This is a genomic window from Congregibacter variabilis (assembly GCF_045689235.1).
GTDB lineage: Bacteria > Pseudomonadota > Gammaproteobacteria > Pseudomonadales > Halieaceae > Congregibacter > Congregibacter variabilis.
In genome coordinates, this window is record NZ_CP136864.1 from 2077026 (window position 1) to 2100590 (window position 23565).

At 55.5% G+C, this 23565-nt stretch carries 22 protein-coding genes and 1 tRNA gene; 2 read left to right on the forward strand and 21 right to left on the reverse strand.

Annotated features, from left to right (window positions below):
* Positions 1 to 5: 5 nt before the first annotated feature.
* From R0135_RS09110 to R0135_RS09160, 11 genes are all read right to left on the reverse strand, one after another.
* Positions 6 to 1739 (reverse strand): arylsulfatase, encoded by a 1734-nt coding sequence (locus R0135_RS09110; RefSeq protein WP_407346507.1) that lies wholly within the window; start codon positions 1737 to 1739, stop codon positions 6 to 8.
* 103 nt (positions 1740 to 1842) lie between these two features.
* Complete coding sequence (locus tag R0135_RS09115) at positions 1843 to 4203, reverse strand: TonB-dependent receptor (RefSeq protein ID WP_407346508.1); 2361 nt, start codon at positions 4201 to 4203, stop codon at positions 1843 to 1845.
* Positions 4204 to 4423: 220 nt separating this feature from the next.
* A complete protein-coding gene (locus R0135_RS09120; RefSeq protein ID WP_407349897.1) occupies positions 4424 to 5236 on the reverse strand; it encodes an IclR family transcriptional regulator in 813 nt (270 codons plus the stop codon).
* A gap of 206 nt (positions 5237 to 5442) precedes the next feature.
* The gene (locus R0135_RS09125; RefSeq protein ID WP_407346509.1) at positions 5443 to 5658 is read right to left on the reverse strand and encodes a ferredoxin family protein; all 216 of its coding nucleotides are present in this window, start codon (positions 5656 to 5658) and stop codon (positions 5443 to 5445) included.
* Positions 5659 to 5676: 18 nt separating this feature from the next.
* The gene (locus R0135_RS09130; protein WP_407346510.1) at positions 5677 to 7545 is read right to left on the reverse strand and encodes an FAD-binding protein; all 1869 of its coding nucleotides are present in this window, start codon (positions 7543 to 7545) and stop codon (positions 5677 to 5679) included.
* An 86-nt stretch (positions 7546 to 7631) separates the two neighbouring features.
* Entirely contained in the window at positions 7632 to 9014 is a 1383-nt protein-coding gene (locus tag R0135_RS09135) for a ferric reductase-like transmembrane domain-containing protein (protein ID WP_407346511.1), read from the reverse strand.
* Between the two features lie 144 nt (positions 9015 to 9158).
* Complete coding sequence (locus tag R0135_RS09140; RefSeq protein ID WP_407346512.1) at positions 9159 to 9371, reverse strand: hypothetical protein; 213 nt, start codon at positions 9369 to 9371, stop codon at positions 9159 to 9161.
* A gap of 60 nt (positions 9372 to 9431) precedes the next feature.
* Positions 9432 to 10355, reverse strand: a complete 924-nt coding sequence (locus R0135_RS09145) for a 3-hydroxyacyl-CoA dehydrogenase family protein (RefSeq protein ID WP_407346513.1) — start codon at positions 10353 to 10355, stop codon at positions 9432 to 9434.
* A 6-nt stretch (positions 10356 to 10361) separates the two neighbouring features.
* A complete protein-coding gene (locus R0135_RS09150) occupies positions 10362 to 11162 on the reverse strand; it encodes an SDR family NAD(P)-dependent oxidoreductase (protein ID WP_407346514.1) in 801 nt (266 codons plus the stop codon).
* A complete protein-coding gene (locus R0135_RS09155) occupies positions 11159 to 11506 on the reverse strand; it encodes a cupin domain-containing protein (protein ID WP_407346515.1) in 348 nt (115 codons plus the stop codon). The genes R0135_RS09150 and R0135_RS09155 overlap by 4 nt, the downstream gene beginning before the upstream one ends.
* 32 nt (positions 11507 to 11538) lie before the next feature.
* Entirely contained in the window at positions 11539 to 12408 is an 870-nt protein-coding gene (locus R0135_RS09160) for a cyclase family protein (RefSeq protein ID WP_407346516.1), read from the reverse strand.
* A 230-nt stretch (positions 12409 to 12638) separates the two neighbouring features.
* Here R0135_RS09160 and R0135_RS09165 point away from each other — a divergent pair, with 230 nt between their 5' ends.
* Entirely contained in the window at positions 12639 to 13577 is a 939-nt protein-coding gene (locus tag R0135_RS09165; protein WP_407346517.1) for a 3-keto-5-aminohexanoate cleavage protein, read from the forward strand.
* A 73-nt stretch (positions 13578 to 13650) separates the two neighbouring features.
* Positions 13651 to 15909, forward strand: coding sequence for a TonB-dependent receptor (locus R0135_RS09170; RefSeq protein ID WP_407346518.1), 2259 nt, complete (start codon positions 13651 to 13653; stop codon positions 15907 to 15909).
* Positions 15910 to 16040: 131 nt separating this feature from the next.
* On the opposite strand, the gene R0135_RS09175 is transcribed toward R0135_RS09170, so the two are convergent.
* From R0135_RS09175 to pal, 10 genes are all read right to left on the reverse strand, one after another.
* Positions 16041 to 16178 (reverse strand): hypothetical protein, encoded by a 138-nt coding sequence (locus tag R0135_RS09175; protein ID WP_407346519.1) that lies wholly within the window; start codon positions 16176 to 16178, stop codon positions 16041 to 16043.
* Between the two features lie 106 nt (positions 16179 to 16284).
* Positions 16285 to 17769, reverse strand: coding sequence for a sodium:solute symporter (locus R0135_RS09180; RefSeq protein ID WP_407346520.1), 1485 nt, complete (start codon positions 17767 to 17769; stop codon positions 16285 to 16287).
* Between the two features lie 207 nt (positions 17770 to 17976).
* Entirely contained in the window at positions 17977 to 18744 is a 768-nt protein-coding gene (locus R0135_RS09185; protein ID WP_407346521.1) for an IclR family transcriptional regulator, read from the reverse strand.
* A 208-nt stretch (positions 18745 to 18952) separates the two neighbouring features.
* A tRNA-Lys gene (locus R0135_RS09190) sits at positions 18953 to 19028 on the reverse strand.
* Between the two features lie 49 nt (positions 19029 to 19077).
* Positions 19078 to 19524 (reverse strand): RidA family protein, encoded by a 447-nt coding sequence (locus tag R0135_RS09195; RefSeq protein WP_407346522.1) that lies wholly within the window; start codon positions 19522 to 19524, stop codon positions 19078 to 19080.
* Between the two features lie 46 nt (positions 19525 to 19570).
* Positions 19571 to 20731: a membrane dipeptidase gene (locus R0135_RS09200; protein ID WP_407346523.1), complete on the reverse strand. Its 1161-nt coding sequence runs from the start codon at positions 20729 to 20731 to the stop codon at positions 19571 to 19573.
* Entirely contained in the window at positions 20715 to 21401 is a 687-nt protein-coding gene (queC, locus tag R0135_RS09205; protein ID WP_407346525.1) for a 7-cyano-7-deazaguanine synthase QueC, read from the reverse strand. The genes R0135_RS09200 and queC overlap by 17 nt, the downstream gene beginning before the upstream one ends.
* A gap of 17 nt (positions 21402 to 21418) precedes the next feature.
* Positions 21419 to 22099 carry a 7-carboxy-7-deazaguanine synthase QueE gene (gene queE / locus R0135_RS09210; RefSeq protein WP_407346526.1) on the reverse strand — a complete coding sequence of 227 codons (681 nt, stop codon included), beginning with the start codon at positions 22097 to 22099 and terminating at the stop codon, positions 21419 to 21421.
* 8 nt (positions 22100 to 22107) lie between these two features.
* On the reverse strand, positions 22108 to 22998 hold the full coding sequence (gene ybgF / locus R0135_RS09215; RefSeq protein ID WP_407346527.1) for a tol-pal system protein YbgF: 891 nt from the start codon (positions 22996 to 22998) through the stop codon (positions 22108 to 22110).
* 11 nt (positions 22999 to 23009) lie between these two features.
* Positions 23010 to 23555, reverse strand: a complete 546-nt coding sequence (pal, locus tag R0135_RS09220) for a peptidoglycan-associated lipoprotein Pal (protein ID WP_407346528.1) — start codon at positions 23553 to 23555, stop codon at positions 23010 to 23012.
* Between the last annotated feature and the right edge of the window lie 10 nt (positions 23556 to 23565).

Genomic DNA, 23565 nt, shown 5'->3' on the forward strand with positions numbered 1-23565 from the left:
CGAATCTAATCGACCGCCGACACAGACGGCGGTAGCAGGCATTCAGCCGGACTCCGGCTAGACGGATCAGCGATAATCACCCCGGTTTCGCGAGCAAAACTGTCCCACCGCGCCACCATCTCCGCAGTAACATCCGGCTGGCTTTTCGCAAGGTTGTTCGTCTCGCCAGGATCTTCGCTGAGATCATAGAGCTCCCAGCTGTAGTCCCCGTAGGGCGCTGGCAGGCGTACGATCTTCCACTGATCAAACTGCAAACCCTGGCGGCGGTGCACACTAAAGCCATACGGCTCATTTCGTAGAATTGTGTCCGTGGTTCCGCTGAGATAAGGAGTCATAGACTTCCCTACAATCGGGTAGATTTTTCTGCCAGCGTATTCAGGCCCCGGAATGGGCGCCTCGGCGAGATCCAGGAACGTTGGCATGAGGTCCAGAACGGACGCGAACTCGCGCCGAATCACGCCCGGCTCCCGCTGACCTGCCACCGAAGCGGGCAGCCGGACAATGGCAGGGACCCGTATGCCACCTTCAGTGGTCAGACCCTTGTGCAACCTGAATGGCACGCTTCCAACTTCCGCCCAAGCAGACCCATAGGAAACAAAAGAGCCGGGGTTCCCCATATTCTCTAGACTGTTGTCAAAGGTCGTCTCAATAAACTGGGACTCGCGGCCCAAGCCTTGTTCGGGTCGCGCGTCCGCACCGTTGTCAGAGATAAACACAATGAGTGTATTGTCGTATTCACCAACGGACTTGAGGTGGTTAATCAGTCGCCCCACGTTCTCGTCGAGGGAGTCCACCATCCCCGCGTAGATTTCCATGAGGCGCGCCTGCCGCTGCTGTTCCGCCTCGTCCAGATCGTCCCAATCTGCGCTACATCCGCTACCGGAAAACGCAGGTACGCCGGCGGACACAATCCCTTGCTCCACCATGCGCGCCAACCGCTCTCGTTTTAGCGCTTCGTAACCCGCGGCGTAGCGGCCCCGGTACTTATCGCTATAACGTGGGTCCACCTGCAGGGGCCAATGCGGTGCGGTATAAGCCACATAGCCGAAAAACGGCTTGCTTGAATCTGCCGTGGCCTTGTCGATATACGCTATCGCGCGATCAGTATAGAAATCGGTGGAGTAAAAGTTATCCGGAAGCGTAAAGTCTCGGCCGTTTTCCCGATAGGGTATGTGCTTCAAGCGCGGGTTAATGCCCCGCTGCGAATAATGATCGCCGGCCCCCGGAAGCATCGCAATGGAGTCCATGAAACCCCTGGCCTGCGGGCCATGCTCGGGCTTCATCCCCAGATGCCACTTACCCGCCATAAATGTGTAGTAGCCGGCGTCCCGCAGGAGCGCTGGCAAAGCGGCGACGCGGTGGTTTAGGAACCCTTCGTAACCGGGCTGGCCTTTTTGGTTTTCAGCCGTCCATTCGGCCATAGCCCCCAGGCCGGCGCGATGACTGTACGTCCCCGACATGATCATGGACCGCGTTGGCGAACAGGTTGGACCGGCGTGAAAGTTCACCAGCCTGATACCTTCCCGCGCAAGTTCGTCCAGGTTAGGTGTGGAGATTTCGCCGCCGAAGGAACCCAAGTCCGAGTAACCCAGGTCGTCAGCGATCACCAGGAGAATGTTGGGTCGCTCATCGGACCGTAGTGCAGTTTTGCCGCCGACGCTATCTCTGCCAAATCCATTGTCAACCCATAGCAGACACAACAAGAAGGGAACTAAAGCCCGAACAGCCTTTACGCTCACTAACACTCTGCTTACCTCAACGACGGCAGCTTTCGCTACCTGACAATGAATCCCCGGGCGCGGCTCAGCTTGAGGGCGCGAGCCTTTCCGGTGGCCTTTAACATTAATCCCAGCGATACCCTACTGTCACGCCATAGGTCTGCGGCGGCCCCACGTTAACGGTACGGCAGCCGCAGGCGAAAGGCGGGTTGATCAGCTGTCCCGTCACGTAGGTTTCATCGCCCAAGTTGTTGCCGAATACATCGGCAAACCAGCTGCCCGCATCGTAACGAATCCGCGCGTTGAATAGGCTATAGGCGTCCTGGGTATCAAAGTCCGTATTGGCGCGATCGAAATAGGTATCCGATCGATACGACCAATCGGCGCGAAATATCAACCGAGCATCACCAATCATAGCCGTGTACTCGCCACCGATATGCGCAGTCCACTCCGGCGCGTAATTCAGTGTCTGCCCTGAAAAATCTGTAGTGGGAGGTGGCACTTCCACAAAATACTCATCGTAGGTGGCATCCAGGTAGCCAACGGAAGCGTCAAGCACGAAGGCCTCAGTTACAGCGAATTCAGTCTCCGCTTCCAGACCCCATATCGTCGATTCAGCGGCGTTGTCGGTGAGCGGACCATCGCCGGTCAGGCGAAATACCTGCAGGTCTGTGTAATCGTACAAAAACGCGGTGAGGTTAAGAACCACCCTACCGTCGTAGAACTTGTTTTTCGACCCTATTTCGTAAGCATTGACATACTCCGGGTCGTAAGGCACCTGCTCTTGTCCATCCAAGAGCGCTCCTCCGTTAAGGTCAAAGCCCCCGGATTTGTATCCCCGGGAAACGCTCGCAAACACCATGCTGTCATCACTCAGCTCGTGATCAATACTGGCCCGGTAGGTGAGCTCAGACCAATCGGCGTCTGCGGTCGTGGGTGGCAGGGGGCCCAACGCACCACCCCCTCTTAATCGGTAACCATTGGTAAGGTCGACCTGCCCGCCGGTCGGGCGGTTCTGCGACTTCTCGTCCCAGGTCTGTCTCAAACCTAGCGTGAGCTTGGTCCGATCTGCCAGGTCGTAAGAAAGCTGGGCAAATAATGCGTAAGAATCAACCTCGTGGAATGCGATGCGCGTCTGCGCGATGCCGCCCCCACCGGGAACGGCGCCCGGGGGGAGGGGAACCGTCAACGGTAATAATCCCGCCGGCGTAGTGGTGTTAAAGGTTTCCTGCAGTTCCTCATGGTAGATGTATGCGCCCAGTATCCACTGCAGCCGGGACTCACTCTGCGAAATCAGGTTGAACTCCTGGCTGTACTGCTCCGCCTCATTGTTTCGATATCGGGTCTGAATCGGCAATTCGGAGTTGTCGGAGTCCACCAGTATTTCGTTGTCGTTGGTCTGGAAAGAACTGATAGAGCGCAGCAAGACAGCGTCCGAAATCTGGAAGTTGGCTTCAAGGTCTACACCCTTGATCGTCTGATCTAAAAACTCGGGCGCGTCCTTTCTGATGTCTCTAAGTCCTGTCGGGCGCGGGAGTATCGGATCGCCCGATGCGGTTGTCACATTGCTGTACAAGGGTCCGCTTATAGGGGCACCTGCGGGGGGTCGAGGGCCGCTGGATACCCCCGTGATGTGGGCGGCGGGGTACCCCGTTGCCGTGGCCGGAATGTCGTCGCCAAGGTAGGTCGAACCTGGCCCAATGGAATTGAAGTGCTGGTAGTACCCCCGCAGCAGTACCTCGTTCCCTGATTCGGACTCCCACAAGAACTGCAGCCGTCCACCAACACTGTCCTTATCGTCGCCATCACGCCCGTTAAACAGATTATTGTAGAAGCCATCACGTTTATCTGAAAACAGTGCTGCTCGAGCACTGATCGAATCCGTAAGCGGACCATTAACGACGGCTCGCGCACGCTGCGAACTGTAGTTCCCAATGGCTAAATCAACGTTGGCTTCAAACTCGTCATTGGGACGCTGGGTGATGATGTTGATTGATCCGCCGTTCGCATTCCGCCCGTAAAGCGTGCCCTGCGGACCGCGCAGCACCTCCACTCGAGCGATGTCAAAGATGTCGCCCGCCGCAACCGAGTTGCGTCCGACGTAGACGCCGTCGATGTGTACCGCCACACCGGGGTCACCACCGCCTACCAGCGTCTCGGTTCCGACTCCCCGAAGTGTTACCCGGGCGACGTTCTGACCAGCCGATTGCACAGAAAAGTTAAGGTTTGGTGTGGCCTCCTGAATACCCTGAAGGTTGCTGAACCCCCGAATATCCATGTCGTTCTGGGAAAACGCAGTTACGGAGATGGGGATGTCCTGCAATCCCTCGGCACGCTTTGTCGCCGTGACGATAACCTCTTCAAGTTGCGCCTGTGCCGGCAGCGAAACTATCAGCGAATTGAATGCGGCCACAAATGCCGCCGTGGCGCCAACATGTCGATCGAAGCGTCGCTTCATCATTAAACCCCCAAAGCTAGTTCTCATTATGGATTATCGTCACTGCAATTCAGCAGCTGCGTATATCGCTTAGGACATGGGTAACAATATTTTTTGAACAACTACGATGCAATATAAGTGTATCGCCATATGAGACTGCCGGCGTTCATAAATCGTCTTGCAGAACCATATTGCGGCGTATAGACCAAGGACTTTGTACAGAACCTGGCTATAACGGCACGAGCAGTCACTGTTAAGGCATGCGAAATCAGCGCAGGTGATCGGCACTACGAAACGGCAACAGTGGGCGCAACTCGACAATCTTTCTGGAAATCGCGCGGGAAGCGCATTTGAGTTGTTTGACTATCTCTGCTTCACGAGCTTCGGTGACGCGACTCACCGGTATTAATGCCGAAATCGCCGCAATGGGCCTGCTGAGATGATCGAAGATCGGAACACCTACAGCGTAAACGTCTGGATACAGTTCCTCGGCATCCACCGAGTAGCCCTGCTTGTTAAATTCTACCAGGCGCTCCATGAGCACCGCGCGGGAAGTCACCGTATGCTCAGTATAGGCGGGGAAGGTCTCAGGGAGCAGGCGTTCCAGATGATCCCTTGGCACAAACGCGAGTACGGCTTTCGCTCCCGCTGGCGCATGCAGTGGAAGAACATCTGCTGATGGCATGGCAACACGCAGGGGGTTTTTGCTCTCCGCCAGATAGCACGCAACGCTCGTATGCTCTGCCCAGACCTCCAGGCTGATCGACTCGCACAGGCTATCTCGAAGCTCATCAATATGCCGGCGCGCAAGCGTCGCAAATGCACTGACCGCCTGGCTGGACTGCGAGCGTCCCAGCCGATAAGCCAGCGGCCCCAAATCATACTTTTTGGTTTCATCGTTCTGCGAAACCATCCCGTAATCGAGCAAACTGGCGAGTATGCGAGAGACCGTGGCTTTATGAATTCCTGTCAATTCGCTGATTTCTACCGTGCCGACTTCATGGTCGACATCAGCAAAGGTGACGAGAATCTCTAACGTCTTTTCGATAGCACTTAGCTTACTTTTCGCCCTGTGCTTCATCACTTTGAGTTGTACCCTCCGCCGATTCAGGAGCGCTCTTTGTTTTCGCTTGATCGGGTAAGGCAAACTTTACCTGATCGGGCGAGATTTCACAGGCACATAGAGCGCAGGCTGTTGCGATCAATAATATTGCGGGTTTGCGCAACCGATGAACACCAAATGTTCCAGGGACCTTGAGATTCAGACGGCGAATCGCGGGCATTGCTCTAACCCCAGGACGTGGTTGGCAGCATCGCTTTATCCGGCGTTAGCGTGATCGCATCTACCGGGCAGCTCAAGCGACACAGATGGCAGATCTGGCAGTCCTGCTGATAAGCAATGAACGCCTGATCAGATGCCGGATCCATGCGAATGACGTCGGTCGGGCATGCCTTGACGCAATTTTCGCATCCGATACAGCCGTGAATCTTTTCTATTGGCATCGGACAGTATTCTCCTTTCTAGCCAAGCTGGGGTTTATCTTGCAGGTACTCGTCTTCACCAGGAAACTCACGCGGATACTTCTGGCGATAAGCGAGAACAGGATCCGGCTTCCACTCGTCTGGTAAAGGATGCTTACCCAATGACATATCTCCATCTTTATCCTGTAACGTCACCCAGCAAAACCATTCGTCGTCGTTTCGGGCCGGGAAGTCCTCGCGGAAGTGCGTACCACGGCTTTCTTCGCGAAATAGACCGGCGCGAAGTTTCATCTCCGCGTTGAGCAGCATATTCTTCACCTCGTGAGCCATTCGCAGCTCATGCCCGTCGCGCGCAATCATTTGTGGTACGCAATGCTCCCGGAGAAACTCGATGGATGCCAAGGCACCGTCGAGACGGCGACGCTCCTTGATATACAGTACGTGAAATGGCGTCATGGTATTTTGCAGTGTTGCCGTGATCCACTCGGGACTATAGCCCCGTTCATTTTCTCGGGGAGCCCACATTCTCTGCACCGCCTCATCGATCCCCTGTAGCTGTACTTTTCTGGCTGGATTTGAGTTGAGAAACTCTACAGCGTGTCTGGCCGCCCGCCGTCCTTGTATCGCAGATCCGTAGGACGAAAATCCGCGACCCGGATAGAGGGAGCCGCATAACATTGAACCCAGTGCATCACCCGCGGCGTAGAGCCCCGGAACGCCATCTGCGGCGCAGGAATAATCCGAGCAAAAAACACCCTCGCTCTTATGCACCCCCATGCCTGCTGTTGCACCGCCCACTCGATGCCCAAGATTTAGCCCCCCTTCTGCTGTCGGAGGTGCCTCTGGCGGACCACCAAGGTCCAGATGTAAACCCGGAGTCGTGAGATAGCCTTTGCCAAGGTACTGGCTGTTGCGCGCCCTTTCTTCAGCGCCGGGTGGCGGCTCGCCGGGCGCTGGCGGCGCCTCCCCCCCAGGCCCTCCACCGAGACGGCGATCCACACCGTTTTGATAGACATTGAGAGCGTTGAACAGTGTGAGACCGCCCTCCAGTTTGTCAGGCGGCCCAACCATGACGTAAGCACCCGTTACTTCCTGAGCCCAACGCCAGCATTCATATGCAGCGGCGGGAGCATGAGCAAAAGTCGGATGGGTGTCGTGAAATTCCTTACCGACGATTGTGGCTCCAGCCTCATAGGCAATCGCATCGCCGTCGAAAGTCTGCCCCCAGATGGGAAAGCCGGGACTCTTATAGGATCCCGCTCCCGTGCACAGGATCACGGCTCCCGCGCTCAGCACCACAGACTTCGATGGATCGCGGCTATCATCGTAGGTGAAGCCGACAGCCCCCGAGACCCGCCCCACGTCATCCTTTAACAGCGAAGTAATCATCGTTCGCTCGACAAACGTCACGCCCGCTGCCTCGAGCGCGCTGCGAAACACCTTGCTACCGCGCTCAAACGGTTTGGTTTCGTGAGCCCCCATGGCCTGAAGCTCAAAGAACAGGTCCAGAGACTCGTCCATGAAGATGTCCAGCCACACCCGGTCGTTCATGTACTCTGTATTTGTCGCTATATTGCGCTGCCACTCGTCGCGGTCATAGATTTCGGGATCAAAAGGACGGCTGTCCGAAGCCCAGGGTGACATGCCAGACCACCCCACTACGCCCTTATCTACCATGACCACCGACAAACCGTTCTTTCTGGCCTCCAGCGCGGCGAAGGTACCCGCGAACCCACTTCCCACCACCAGAACATCACTGGAATAGGCAGCGTTCGGGGCGGCCGCCATCGAGGCGCGACCCGGGTTAAGTATCAGAGGAGCAGCCAATGCTGCGGCGGTAAACATACCCGCCCGAAGCACGTCGCGGCGCGATACGCCCTCGTCTATTCCATCATCATCAACAGCCATATCTAGCTTGACCTCTCATGCGTTCTTGCACGCCCGGCAGCTTTGGTCCTGACCACTGCCTGCGAATTTGTTTTTTCGCAGCGGACTCAAAATCCAAGCTGCTCGTAAAGAATGCGCTCCTGGGGCACCCCGAGTGTCAGCAGAGTCTGTTCGACCGCCTTCACCATGATGGGCGGACCACAAATGTAGTAGTCGCGGTTCAGGGCATCGGGTTCTTCCGTAAAACGACTCAACACGGCTGCATCTATGTAGCCCCGCGCCCCGGCGAACTCCTCCGGAGGCCTCTCCAGAACCAATAGAGCGTCAAAATTCAGGTCGGCTTCGATCGCTGCGATTTCGTTAAGAAACAACATCTGGCCGATGTCACGGTTACCATAGACCAACCGGACCGGCCGCTTGTCCTTGCGATCGGCAAGCTCACGGAGGATACCCATAATGGGACCGATTCCCGCGCCACCGGCGATCAACACTACGCCTGTGGCATTGCGAGCATTCAGTGTGAACACACCGTGGGGGCCATCCACCCAAACCCGTTGACCCGGTTGGAGCTTACCGAGCTGCCGGGTGTAGTCCCCCAGTTCTCGGATTACATAGCTGATATTTGGCAACGCGCGTCGCGTCGTAGCAATGGAAAACGGATGCTCATTACGAGCAAACACACTTTTGCTACTGCTAATCCAGGTGAACTGGCCAGCGTCGAAGTCGAAGGGAAACTCACCGTCTTTCGTGATGGTCAGGTACCAATCTGCATCACTGCCTTTAGAACACTCCAGCACACGGAACGGCTGACGGGCCACCAGGCGAGGTCTAACGAAATAAACATACACTACTAACGCCACGGCTATGGCGCAGAGTACGATCCACAGGACGTCGTACCATGCGTTGTAGCGGCCATGGCGTCCAATGGTTATCGCATGATGTGTAGCGAGTATGATGATCGCAACGAAGCCAGCGGAATGGGTGTAACGCCAGCTTTCGTAGGAGAGTCCAGTCTTGTCCTTAAACACCGCCATCAGAACCCACACCAGCATGAGGCACCAGGCGTACATGCCCGTCGATGTCTCGGGCTGCGTGAACAACTCCCAGGTATCGGACAATGCGAATGATGGAGCGATAAAGAACCGGGGGGCGACAATGAGGAACGGGTGAAGAAGCACCAGATAACCCAGATACTCCCCCATGCGGGTATGCAGGCGCATGGTGTTATCAACGCCTGCCTGACTGGCGACGGCGTCGACTCTTGCCGTTAGAAAAAACTGAAAGATCATCATGCTTAGCCCCAAGATACTCAGGAGCGTCACGAGCTCTTCGTACCAGCCCCGCACCTCAAGGCCTTCGATATAGGAAAGCGCCCAGGGGACCAGCAGTAACGCAAAATACAGCCACGCCAACATGCGGAACGACATGGGCGACCGCACTGCGGCATTAATCCGCACTGGATTTCGTTCACTGGAAATCGGAGCTGTCATACGTCTCTTGTTATGCTTGTCTTGTTATAGGCGTTCGAAAAGCATAGGCCGATGGAAACTACGGCAGCAAGAAATCTGTCTCGCCATATGAGATGCAGGGTATTAATAGGCCGCCCCAATCCGGCTACCTGTCATCCAAGGAATTCAGGATTGACCGAAGACGCAGTTCGACAGCACATTCAGCAACAGGCGAACCGTCAAAATTCCAGAGCATCCGCGCCCCTGCAGAGCGACCGCATCCCGAAGCTCGTTCCAGCTCACAGCTCTGTGCCCGCCATTTTCAAGGGGGCCTATAAGCGCTACGCCGTCAGTGCGTCGCTCCAGCAGGTTTTCCTGCGTAATTGAGTCTGGCGCCATCAAACCAGCGGGCGCCCGTAAATCGATCTGCACTGGGCGACCAGAGCGGGTCTTGCGCTGTCACTGGCGTCCCTCGTCACGAAGACGCTGAGATCGCAGCAAATGCTGGGCGAGCTCCGCGTGCAGAGCCTGCTTCTCAGCCTCGGTCCAGGACCGAAAACCCTCGCCACTCTTGAATCCAAGGCGCCCGGCATTTACCTGCTCCTCAAGATACGGGTTTGGCCCGGCACTGCGATCGAGCTCCGGGATAATTGTGTTGTGTATATCCAGTGTGAGGTCAAGGCCAACCATGTCAGCGTTCTCAAGCGGGCCTAGCGCCGCAAGGCGCAGACCGAAGCTGTTCTTGACACAGTGGTCCAACGTAGCGGCGTCGCATATCCCTTCTGCCACCATCGCAATCGCCTCCCGCCATAGGGCATGTTGCAGGCGGTTTGCGACGAAGCCGGGTACGTCCTTTTTAACGTGGGCCGGCTCCTTGCCAACACTGGCCAGCAGCGCCATCGTCCGAGCTAAGGTGACATCGTCAGTCTTTTCCGCCTGCACCACCTCAACCAGCGGCACAAGGTACGGGGGATTCCACCAATGAGTTCCCACCATTCGATGCGCGGTCTCAAGTCCAGTGGTCATACGCGAAATTGGGATAACCGATGTGTTACTCGCAAGAATCGCTGTTTCCGGGGCAACTCTTTCAAGATCGGCAAAAATCGACTGCTTGAGCTCGAGTCTCTCGGGCACCGCCTCGGTCACATAATCGGCGGCGCCGACCGCCTCCTCGAGATCGGCCGTGACCACAATCTCTTCAGCAGCCGAAGCAGACCGGCCAAGCATCCGAAGGTTGCTGGCCACGCGCTCGCGCAGGGATTGTCTGGCCGCGTCAACGGGCTCGAAGACCGTCACGCGATATCCGAAGGAAACGAACACCTGGGCGATTCCTGCGCCCATAAACCCACCGCCAATAACGGCGATATTTCTAATTTCACTCATTGCAAGCTACCCCGCCGTGTAACCGCCGTCTGCATAAACAATGTGCCCGGTGTGAAAGTTGGATGCAGACGAGCAGAGAAACAGCAACGGCCCGGCAAGGTCTTCGGGCTCGCCCAGCCGTCCCATTGGAACACGGGCGAGAAACCCCTCGCGCACCTTGTTGGCATTGTCGTTGTCTTCAAACATCCAGGCTGTAACGGGCGAGCGAAATACCGTCGGTGCAATAGCGTTAACCGTGATTCCGTACTTGCCCCACTCACAACCCAGGGCGCGGGTCATGCCGTCGGTCGCCGACTTCGATGTGCAATACGCAGAGTATCCAGCGGGGTGTCCCAGCTTACCCCGTGCAGATGATGTGAACACCACCTTTCCGCCACGCCCCTGTGCGATCAACTGCTTCCCCACCGCTCGCGCAATCAACCATGCGCCATCGACGTTAGCCAGCATCACCTTTCGAAATCGCTCAGGCTCCATGTCTTCAATCGGTGAAATGTCGTTCATGCCAGAGGCCACCACAAGGACATCAATGCCCCCGAAAGCGTTTACCGCGGCCTCGACCATCGCATCACAATCGGCCTCGGTATCCGGCCTGCGCGCCACCTGAACCGACTCAATGCCAGCCGCACACAGATCACCTGCAAGCGCGGACAGAGCATCACCGTTACCCGCCGTAATCACCAGCTTGGCGCCGGCATTACCCAAGGTTGCGCAGACCACCTGCCCAAACGAACCGGTGGCACCGACCACGAGCGCCACTTTGCTGGAAACATCAAACAGATTATTAACTTCAATATCAGGAAGACTCATGATCCCTCCGGGTAGGGCATGATCACGAGCATCGATGCCACATGATTGCTTTCATTGGTGATGGCGCGCCCTTCGCCACCGGGAATAAAGCAACTGTCGAGCCGGGATAGCGTATGCTTTTCCCCCGAATCCAAGGTTATGGTTACCTCACCGGCAATCACTACATAAATTTTCTCGAGGGGACTGGCGTCCATTACCGCGCCGCCGCCGGGCAGAAAATGCGAAAGGCCAGTCCATGCGAACAGGGCAGCTGAGGCATCAAAGCCCTGCAGGCGCAAACCGCGCATGTCGAAGTGCCCCGGGGCCTCGTAGCCACCTGCGTCTTCAATTCGGGTAATTTCCATGCCGACCCCTTGTCTTTGCTCAGGCCTGAGAGTTAATCCGTGGATCCTGTCTCGATGCGGAAGCCGCCAGTCGGGTCCACCATGGCCACGAGACGCACAATGCAGCCATCACCCTTCTTCCAGCGCCAGGGGAATGCTGCGAAGGTCACGCGCTTGCCTGTCACCTTGTCAATATCTCCACCGATATTTTCAAAGCCGCAGATTCCATTGGACAAAATAATGTTGTGGCAGGGCTCCCACTCCGGGAAGTCCTCAAGCACGTCGCGCCCTGTCTCAGCCTTGTACTCCGCGCACACTTCGGGCAGCAAGCCATGCGGCGCGCCTGGGCCGTGAGGCCCGATAGCGGTGGCAAGAGGATGATCCAAAGCCTGGGTGTCGTTACCGACCATCTTTACCTTTTTCTCCACAAACCACTCGCCGGCTTCGCGACCAAAACCAGGCGCATAACCATAGTAATGACGGTTGTCCCCGTAGTACTTGTGCCATCCCGTGTTAACAATAACGATGTCACCTTCGCGTACTTCAGGCGTGGCATTCTCCAAATCTTCGCGGGTCACCAGCTCCCACTTCTTCTTGGGGATATTGAGGACGACTCCGGAACCGAAAAAATATGGCAGTGGTACTTCATCCATAAAAGGTGTACCCGGCACCACGTGGGCAGGCGCATCAATATGCGTCCCTGAATGCATGACAGTAGTAATGCGCTGCGTGAGCACCCCTGACTTCGCCATGCTGTGCAAGCGCTCAATTTTGACGTCTTCAAAGTAAGGCCAACACGGCTGCCCCAGCCCCCAGGGATGGCTCAAATCATAAAATTCCAGCCCCATTTTATTGAGCAAGTTGCTCTCTTCGAAATTGCACAGCGACTCGTCGCGCCAATCACCTTGTTCCCAGTTGGGCATAGAACACCTCCCCTAAATCAAAATTGTTATATTGTCTTGCGGTTCACATGTACCACAATACGATTACACCAAGAATTCAATCTGTCAACATTTAATGCAGTGAATCCACTCGCACAGAGCACATAGCAGCAGAGTATTGCTTGACATAAATCTTTCAGTATGTATTTTATAATAGTTCAAATGTATCGCTTTGCAATACATTATATAAGAAACTTCTAGAGGGCCCCGCCATGCGAAAATCCCACGGTAAAGTAGCAATATCCTGTGCAATCACCGGCGCCATTCACACGCCGACAATGTCCGACGCCCTGCCCTATAAACCGGAAGACATCGCTCAGCAGGCTATTGATGCAGCAGAGGCGGGCGCTGCGGTTCTCCATCTCCACGCAAGGCACCCGGAAGACGGCTCTGTGTCTCTCGATCCGGAGCATTTTCTGGCGTTCGTGCCAACGATCCGCGCCAACACCAACGCCGTGCTCAATATCTCTACCGGGGGCAGCCTACTCACTACGATCGAAGACAGAATTAAACCGTCACAGGTGATCTCTCCCGAAATGAGCTCCCTGAATATGGGTAGCATGAATTTCTCGTTTCACGGACTCGCGAAACGTTACGAATCCTTCAAGTTCGATTGGGAAAAGGACTACATCGAGAATTCCGACGCGTACATCTTCAGAAACACGTTTAGAGATATAGCCCAGGTAGAAAAAACTCTCGGCGAAGGCCACAACGTGAAGTTTGAGCACGAGTGCTATGACGTAGGCCATCTCTACAATCTGAAATTCTGTATGGACACCGGCCTGTTCAAAGCACCCGTTTTCATTCAGTTCATCTTCGGCATTCTTGGGGGCATCGGCGCCGATCTAGACAACCTGGTATTCATGAAGCGCACGGCGGACCGCCTGTTCGGCGACAACTACCAATGGTCTGTCATGGCGGCTGGCGCGGCGCAGATGCCTTTTGCAACGCAAGCAATAATGATGGGAGGTAACGTACGGGTAGGCCTGGAAGATTCCCTATTTTTAGAGCGCGGAAAGCTGGCCGCATCCAACGCAGAGCAAGTGCACAAGATTAGCCGAATCATCGAAGAGCTCGGCTATTCGGTCGCGACACCCGATGATGTTAGGGAAATGCTCGCTCTTAAAGGCGCCAATAAGCTGGCCATTTAATGGCTGAGTTTAGCGAGATCTGTCTTCAACAAAAAAACAATAATTTGGGGTAGAAAAACACATGCAAAAATCCATGACGCTAGTACTGCCGGTAATCGCGGCTTCAGCCATTTCAGCTACTTCGCCCATCTGGGCTGCGCAACTTGAGGAAGTTGTTGTAACCGCGCAGAAACGTACAGAATCTGTTCAGGACGTACCGATCACGGTCACAGCACTCTCAAACGAAGCAGTTAGCGATTTCGGCGTAGATAATCTTTTCAAGCTCGCTGACCTAGTGCCCGGGATGGTCTTCTCAAGGGCACCTGACGATGGTTTGGCTTTAACACTACGTGGCCTTGGAACTCCTGCTCGCACACAATCCTTTGATCAGTCCGTCGCCCTGTTCCTTGACGGTATGTTCCTCGGCAAAGGTCGCATGTATTCATCAGCGTTTTTCGACATCGAACGCATTGAGGTGATCAAAGGCACCCAGAGCACACTCCTTGGAAAGAACACGAGCCTGGGAGCCATCAGTATCACCAGCCAGAAGCCGGGCGACGAGTTTGGCGGACGCGTTCAGGTTAGCGGTGAATTCGAAAATGGCGGCTGGTCCGCAGATGGCGGGGTTGATATACCGGTCTCTGACCAGTTGGCGGTTCGACTTGCTGCGCGCCTTGTAGAGCAGGACGGGTGGGTAAAAAACACACTCACCGGCGAGGACGTACCCTCTGATGAAGAAAAAGCATTTCGTGCCACAGCGGTCTATACGCCGTCGGACTTTCTTGATTTCAGCCTTTCATACCAATACTCGGACAGCGAGCGCACGGGAAACGGGTTTCAATACGTTGACCAAGGCGGATACTTAACGACAGAAGCACTAGAAATATTTGGTGAAGCACGCCTTGATGACACCAAAGCAGCCATATGCCCAGAGTGTCCCGGAGGGGAAAGCTTTCATGATACCGAGATGGATCTCGCAGGCCTGACTGTTAACTGGACAGTCGGCTCCTCGACCATAACGTCAGTCACCTCCCTTGCCCGTTACGATCTTAAATTCTTCGATGACTTTGACTTTGGGAACGCGTTTGACGAAACAACATTCCTGATCCTTGATCCAGGCAGGGTCGACCTTTACAGCACCTATTTCACGCGCGACGAGGACTACGAGCAGTTTTCACAGGAATTTCGTATCGCCTCGGACACAGGCAGCACCCTCGAATATCTGGCTGGATTATTTTATTTTGATAGCGATTGGGAGTCTTCCGAGGCGCAGTTTTTCCGTACGCCCAACTTCCCACCCGCAGGCCCGACGGGGCAGATTTTTAACGGCCCATTCACAAACAACTTTGAACAACAAACAGAAACATGGTCGGCGTTTGGTCAGGCCACGCTCAACTTCACGGACCGCCTCAGAGGCACCCTCGGCCTGCGCTATACCGATGAGCAAAAAGATATCAGTTTTCAGCGCGTACAAGGCGACCCGGCGACACTCTGGAATAGCGTGATCAATCCGCCGTTCGATACAGATCTTGGATTTGATGACGACTTCTTGAATGGCAACCTCAATGTCCAGTTCGATGCCAATGAAGACATCATGTTCTATGCTGCTTATGGCTTAGGCAGCAAGACTGGGGGTTATGCAGAGTCGGCCGAAGTCGGCAGCGGAGACCCCTCTTTGAGTGTCAATGATGGTGGCGCACGCGTCGAGACAGAAACAGCTCAAACCTATGAAGTGGGCGCCAAAATGCTCCTTGGAGGCGGCTCCGCCACCGTTAATGTCGCCCTATTCTTCACAGAAGTAGATGACTTCCAGGAAACTTCTTTCCTGGTTACCGCGGCAGGAGCACAGTTTCTTACCCGCAACATCGACGTCGAATCTCAGGGCGTTGAATTCGACGGTATCTGGCAGGCAACCGATTCTCTCCGGCTCTCTGCCGGATTCACCTTTGCAGATGCAACGCACAGTGATGACGGGAGTAAACTAGCCCAGGCACCAGAGCTAACTGGTAGCGTCGGCGCCCATTTCGAATCAGCGATTACGTCCGATCTCACGCTATCAGCCAGTGGCTACGCAAGATACCGGGACAAAATGGTCAGTCAGATCAACGAGACGTTTCCCTCAGATAGCTTCACCAGCTTCGACCTTAATGTAACGGTCGCGGATCAGGACGATCGCTGGAGACTGAGCCTCATCGGCACTAACCTCACGGATGAGGTAGTAACAGACTTCAGCGGCCCTCCGGCCGGCCCGGTCGGCGCTCTCTTTGGCGCGCCAACAGGCGATCAGGGAATAACGGCCGATGCACCTAGTCCACTCAGAACAATTCGACTACAGGCCACATACAACTTCTGACCCTGACAGTAGTAGCCCTGTGCCTCGCGGCGTGATGATGCAAAATCATCACGCGTCGCGTGGCGGTGACCGGCGCAGGCTAATATGAAATGAGTCGAAACATCGTCGTGAGAGACGAGTGTAGGGAGGTATTACTTTTCTTCGCTTTCTGAAGGCTCCCCAGACGTGGCTGAGGTAGTTGCCCGGCGCCCGTAGTACAGCGAAAACAGATAAAAAACAATTCCAAATGCTCCAACACCGAGCATCCAAATATCGGTCTGGTCTATCACTTGCGCCTCCCCAAAATCTTTTGGGCCTTCCACACCAGCTCGGCGATGATAACAATCGCAAAAACCATAGCCGCGGCCGAGAGAAACAACTCCATAGCAAGGTTCATCAGGCTACGCTCCCGTCAACGTCATCACTGTGCAGGCTGGCAAACAGCGCGGGCTCACTCCGCCGGGACATACCGAACAAAAGTAGCGTTAATACACAGGCCACCGCCGCGCTGATATGTGCGTTCTCAAGGGCTCCAAGCCCGGGAAACGAAGCGACCACTGCCTGCTTGGCCGGACTGATTGACCAGACACAATTTGCCACCCACGCGGAAATCACTACCGCAAACGCCGCAACGGTGCTTCGCTTCCAGAACAGTCCTGCGACGATAATAAAAAACAGCGGAGCCAACCACGCGAAAAGCCAAGTGATACCGCGGATAACACTGGGCTGATTAAAGAAAGTGAGCGCGGCCGCCAGCCCTCCAACGATGAGGATGACACGACGAATGAGTTGTCGCTCTCGGCTCGGCGAAAGACCGCCCTGGACGGTCGCACCCACAATATCTTTGGAAAATATGGTGGCGGGTGCCAACGCCGACATGGCGAAGGTTGAAAGCAGTGCGCCGACGAACCCCGCCTGCAGAAGCACCACCAGCCAGGTCGGCAACAGCTCGACTACCATCGTTGCCGCTGCCAGCTTGGGGCCAAGCTGCGCAAACTCAGGGATAGTTGCCGCCGCCAAACCACAAAGCACAGGAAAAACCCCAAAGAGCCCATTGATCGGGGCGGCTATCCACAAGGACCGCCGGATAACCTTCTCGTCGCGTGCCGACATGGCCGCTGCCATGCCCTGCTGGTTCACCGACTGGGAAAATACGACGGAAAAAACTGCGGCCAGGGAGAAGCCCACCATGAGATCAGGCGTACCAAACATACTGAGCTTGAATTCCTGACCGCTGTCGATGTAGTGCTGGCGAACACCCTCCCAACCTTCCGGAAGGACGGTGCTGAGATATATCCCCGCAATGATGATTGATCCGTACATCACTATCGCATTAATTAGATTGACCCACATGGTTTGCTTGATACCGCCAACGGTCACGTATGCGGTACCCAGCAAAGCGCCAAGAACAGCCGACCAGCCCAGGGACCAACCACTAATTGCAGCAATTCCGATGCCGAGTGTTTGGGTCTCAAGGGTCACCAAGCCGAATACGACCATCGCACCAATGCATGCTACATAGGTGCGCATCTGTGGACCGTACATTCGCCCCACCAACTCTGGAATCGTCGCGCAGCCAAGACGACGCACCCAAGGCCCTGTGCCTAGACAGATAACACACATGAGAATGGTATGAGCAAAACAGAACCAAAGCGCGATTGCGCCCAGCTCGAAGGACATTTCCATCAAACCGTAAACGTGAGCAGAGCCAAGATAGGTAATTGCGAGCGTGACAGAAAACATCGCAAGCCCAGCGTCTCGACCACCGGTGGCAAGATCCGGGATGCGCCCTGCGAGTTTTTCGCGTCGCGCTAGGTACAGCCCTATACCCCCTATAACAATGACGTTGTATACGAGGACCAGGACGAGGACAGTATTCACGCGCCCGACCCCTGGGGCATACCCAATGATTCGGACTGCTCGACCAAACGAGCTAACTCCGCCGACTTACCGCCGATCTTCATTTATTGGCTTACCCCGGCAATGGATGCGTAGTGACCGAGTATCCAAACCTATAAACCGTATGTCAATATGCGTGCATCGCAGTGTGAAACACTACAAGGAGGACATCGCCGCTTGATCAGCCGTCTAATTCTCTATTTCTTGAATAATTTCATCACGGCATTGCAGCAGCGCATCCTGCAACTGACGCTTGCTGCGCCGGAATCGCACCGTGGGCACGGGGATTGAAATCGCATAGAGGGTGCCGCCCGGCTCCTGAACGGCTACGCCCACAGCGCTAACCCCCTCTAGATGTTCCTCATGATCAAAAGCAACGCCGGTCTTGCGAACTTTTGCGAGTTCCTTAAGCAGTGCCTGAGGCTTAATGATAGTTGCGTCCGTGTGACGCTCGAGATTTTTGCTGCCGATGATCTTGAGCGCCTCTTCGTCACTGCAACGAGCGAGCATGGCTTTACCGCTGGCTAGACAATGGAGCGGAAAAGCTTCACCGATCGGCGAGACAATATTCAGCCTTGCCCTGCCCGTTACCTGATCGACGAAGACGGTACGTTTCTTTTGCATTTCTGAGACATCCACGGTCTCGCCCGTGTTTTTGCTGAGTTCCACAATATAGGGCCGAATAAATTCGACGAAATTGAAACTGGAATTGCTTGCCATACGTAGGATCGCTGGCCCCAGTTTTACGCGAGACGTCGGTGAGGCGCCGATGAGCAGGTGCTCCTCCACCAGCGCATCGACGATTCTCTGAACAGTCGATCGAGACAGATCGGTTACCTTGGCTATCTGGCCGAGACTCAAGCCATCCTGCTCATTCTCAAGCGCACGGAGAACCGATGCGGCCCGCGCAATAACCTGGATACCTTTTCTAGCGGCCCTAGGCTGACTCGTCGCCACAATGCATTCCTCAATAAGTTGTCTGCTCTGAAGAATGTATCACATCGTGGTACTTCTTGACTCTTTCTGCGCTGCCGAACGTGGTGTCTCGCAGGCACCTGCGCTGACGGTCATCCGGGATTACTTTGGATCTGCGAGAAAAGCGCCGGCAAGACGGCAAGCAACTACAGCCAAGAGTGCCGTAGAGCTCTGTTTATCGGAGGGAAAATGGTGGGCCGTGCTGGGTTCGAACCAGCGACCAATTGGTTAAAAGCCAACTGCTCTACCAACTGAGCTAACGGCCCCAGAAGGATGGCGCATAATACGGATTTAGCAGCAAAACTCAAGCACCTTTCAAGACTTTACCGCGGCAATGCACTCGACCTCAACGCGCGCACCCAAAGCGAGGCCACTGGCAGCAAATGCACTCCTGGCCGGGTAAGGCTTGCTGAAGAACTGTGTATACACTCTGTTGAAAGCTCCCCACTCACTGATGTCGGCAAGCATCACGGTGCACTTGACCACGTCACTCATCGTAAGTCCCTGTCCCTCAAGGGTATTTCGGATATTCGTGAGGGTTTGAATGCTCTCTGGCACGATGCCGCCGGACACGGTCTTCATCTCGCCTGGCAGAGCGCCGAGTTGGCCGGATAAGTACACCGTATCGCCCACGCGAACCGCCTCAGAGAACGGCAGATCCGCTGCAAGGGGTCCGCCGCTGTTGAGAAAACTCACTTCTGCAGCCTGCACAGACGTCATCATGCTCCCTGCCAGCACTAATGCTTTGATCCTGGATCCCATAAGGTTTGCTCCCATTGCTCCAACTCACACTCTTACCAGCGTTAGCCTACGCCGTCGCCTCACGCTGCACCCGCAGCGCATTGCCCCCGGTGAACTTCAGCAGATCGTCCTCGCTAAAGCCACTCTCCATAAGCTTTGCACACAAAATCGGAAACTGCGCATAATTTTGTAAAAACTCGGGTCTGCCCGCCTCCACAAGGTCCGTAGACCAGGCAATATGCTCAAAACCCACGGCATCGACCATAACCCACAGTGCCTCTACAAAAGCATCAAGACTGTCCACGCCCCAGGGAGCGCGCACCGGAAAGGTGCCAATCACTCCACCCGTTTTAGCGATGAGTCGCGCGTGCTCGGGTGTAATCCAGCGTGATCGAGTGTTGCGATAATCACCGTAATTGGACGAATCATAGGCCACCATGGTGTGCGACAGCGCAATCGGACGATCTACCAGGTCTATGGTCTGCTCCACAGCAGCCTGTGTTGCGTGGGCCATATCCAGCAACATGCCTAGCTGCGATGCTCGAGCCAACACCTGGCGACCCAGCTCCGACAAGCCGCCGTGAATCACCGGGTCGGTCTGACTGTCACCAAGCGTCGAAGCCACATAGTGAATAGGCTGCAGGCGCCGCAAACCCTGCCTGTATAAAATATCTATGCGAGACGCATCGTTCTCCAGCATGTGACCTCCCTCGGCAGAGAGAATCACCGCGAGCTTGCCCGCATCGTTGGCCTTGGCTATTTCGTCGCCAGAGTGAGCAACGGCGATAGGTAATTGACCGAGAAACTGCTCAATGAGCTCGTATTGCCGGAGATGATCTTCCCAGGCTTCGTCGCCCACAAAGTCACGATCCTTGTTACCCGGCGCCCCAACCCGGGTACGAGCCAGATCGCCGATCACATCCAGGTAAATACCGTTTACGCCAGCAGTAAGGTAATCCTGAATATTGGAGGCGAGTTTTTCATCGCTTAGAACACCGAAGGCGGGATCAATATCTTCCAGACCACGGTTCTGCCAAAGCCCCAGGTGGGTATGAAAGTCCACCGTGAGGTTGTCGCCAAGTAACTGCTTTACTCGATCCAGTGTCTTGGGGCTGACACCCTCAAGCGCATTGTCGGCCAGCGATGCCAGCGGTAATCCGGCTATGGCCGCACCAGCACCAAGGGATTTTAGAAACTGCCGACGATGAAGCTTAACGGTTGGTCGCATAACGGGTGACATCCTCAAGGCCTGCACTTTCGAACCCTTCGCGGCGCAGTCGACAGGCGTCACACCGACCGCAGGCAAGACCATCATCGGTGGCCTGATAACAGGACACGGTCTGCGAGTAATCAACGCCCAGCCGCGCCCCAAGCTTGACGATGTCATCCTTACCGAGATCCATCAAGGGGGTGTGAATCTGGTAACTACCGCCTTCTACACCCACGCGCGTTGCCACATTGGCCAACTGCTGGAACGCGTCAATAAACGCAGGGCGACAATCGGGATACCCGGAGTAGTCCACGGCATTCACGCCGATAAAAATGTCCTGAGCGCCCAGCACTTCGGCCCAACCAAGAGCAATAGACAAAAAAACCGTATTTCTGGCCGGCACATAAGTGACCGGAATCCCTTCGCTGGCTTCCTCTGGTACATCGATGCTCGCATCGGTGAGCGCCGAGCCGCCAATGCTGTCCAGGTTCAAACGCACGACTTTGTGCTCAACATCGCCGAGCGTTTTTGACACTCGCTCCGCAGCGAACAGTTCAGCGCGGTGGCGCTGGCCGTAATCAAAGCTCAGGGAATAGCAGCTGTAGCCCTGCTCTCTTGCGAGCGCCAGTACGGTAGTGGAGTCCAAACCGCCAGAAACAAGAATGACGGCTTTCTTTGAAGAATTCATAAACGAAGATTCTGACATCAATGCCCGGGAGCATCGTCCCAGAGAAGCTTATGCAGCTGCAACTGTAACCGCACGGGAAGACGATCAGCCAAAATCCACTCAGCTAACTGTCGTGGAGCAAGCTGTTCATGGCTTGGCGAAAACAAAACATCTGACACGCGGGGCACCAGCGCCAGTTCATCCAGCTTAAAACGCGCCCACTCATAGTCATTGCGATCACAAATCACGAACTTCAGCTGGTCGTTGCCTGTGAGGTATTCGATGTTGCCATAATCGTTTCGGCCGGCCTCACCCGAAGCGGGGGTCTTTAGATCCAGCACTTTGACCACTCGAGGGTCTACATCTGCCACTGGCATCGCGCCGCTGGTCTCCAAAGACACCTCGTAGCCTTGATCGCAAAGTAAAGTCAGTAAGGGTAAGCAGTTGGGCTGAGCGAGAGGCTCACCGCCGGTAACAGTGACATAAGCGGGCCTGTGCTGTGCCACCTGGGTCGTGATGTCACCGAGGGTCATCATGTCGCCGCCGTGAAACGCATACTCGGTGTCGCAATACAGACAGCGTAAAGGGCAGCCTGTTAAGCGCACAAAGACCGTAGGCAGGCCGACGGTACGAGCCTCGCCCTGCAAAGAATAGAAGATCTCAGTGATTCGCAGTGTCTGGTCAGCCACCGCGCTATCTGCCGTTGCGATAGCACCCATGCCTGGCCTCAGAGATTCTGGTCGAGGAAATCGCCCGCAAGTCGCGCCGCCGAGCTATCGGGATATTCGCGAATGACCCGATTCAAGAACTCTCGAGAGCGGTCCAGATTGCCCTTCATAAAGTGCACGCGACCCAGCTTATACAGTGCGTCAGGGATCTTGGCATTGCTGGGGTACTGATTCAGCAGCAGCATAAAGGCCTGCCTGGATGCCTCAGGATCTGCCGGATCCGTTACCAGGTAGAGCTCGCCAAGCCAGTAATGTGCATTGGGTGCGTAACGCCCTGCGGGAAATCGCTCAAGAAATGTGCTGAAAGCGCTCACCGCCTGATCAAATTCCTGCCCGCGCACCAGAGCATACGCTGCCCGATAGGCTTCACCTTCACCGGGCTGCTCGGCCACTTCCATTGCCGACCCTGTGGTGTCTACGGATACCGTAGAGGTATTGCCCGTCGCTGCTGCCGTACCTGCTGCACTCGCCGATGTAGCTGGGCCCGACGCCAGACGTCGATCGATATCCATGTAGCGCTCGAGACTTTGCTCCTTGAGCGTACGGATCTCGTAAGCCTGCTGCTCCACAAGCCCGTTAAGACGCATCACTTCCTGTTGCAGTTGCTGCACTTGATTGAACAGACCGCCGATATTATCGCCTGCAGCGGCAGTGGGCGGCGGTAGCGAACGGGTAGTCACTGCCGACGGCGCTGCTCCCACGCCATAACTCACCGCCGGAGCGGTAACCGTTGCTCCGACCTGTGTCTGAGACTGCGTTTGGGGTGTTCGACGCTCGGCTTCTACATCGATGTAGGTCTGCGCATTTGCGCAGATCGCCAAGGTCAAAAACGAGATCGGGCCGACCAATAAGGTCAGCCCGATACGCCGGTACGGTATTGCTGTAGTCATATAAACCGGTCTTATTTAAGCTCGACGCGGCGATTCTGAGACCAGCTGCTCTCTCCGCTGCCGTAGGCAACAGGCTGCTCTTCACCGTAGCTGACTGTCTCGATGCGATAGCTCGCTACACCATTGACAACCATGTAGTCGCGAACTGCATTGGCACGACGCTCACCGAGAGCCATGTTGTAGTCACGAGTACCGCGCTCATCTGTGTGGCCATCAAGGCGCACGCTGCGATCGTTGGTCTTGAGCAGCGCAATGTGCGCATCTACCGCAGCCTGAGCTGCTGGAGTCAAAGTGGAGCTATCAAACTCGAAGTAAAACACGGTGCCGGCTGCCATAGCAGCTTGCTCCATCTGACGCTGAGCTTCTGCAGCGGCAGACTGTGCCTGACGCTCAGCTTCGCGAGCCGCTTCTGCAGCAGCGGTTTCAGCAGCAGCAGCGGCCGCGGCAGCAGCAGCGGCAGCTTCATCTTCTTTGGTTGAGGTGCCAGAACAAGCCACGAGGAAAATCGCAGCGAACAGCAGTGTTAGCGCCTTGCCGGCAACAGGGATTTGCTTCATGACGTGCTTC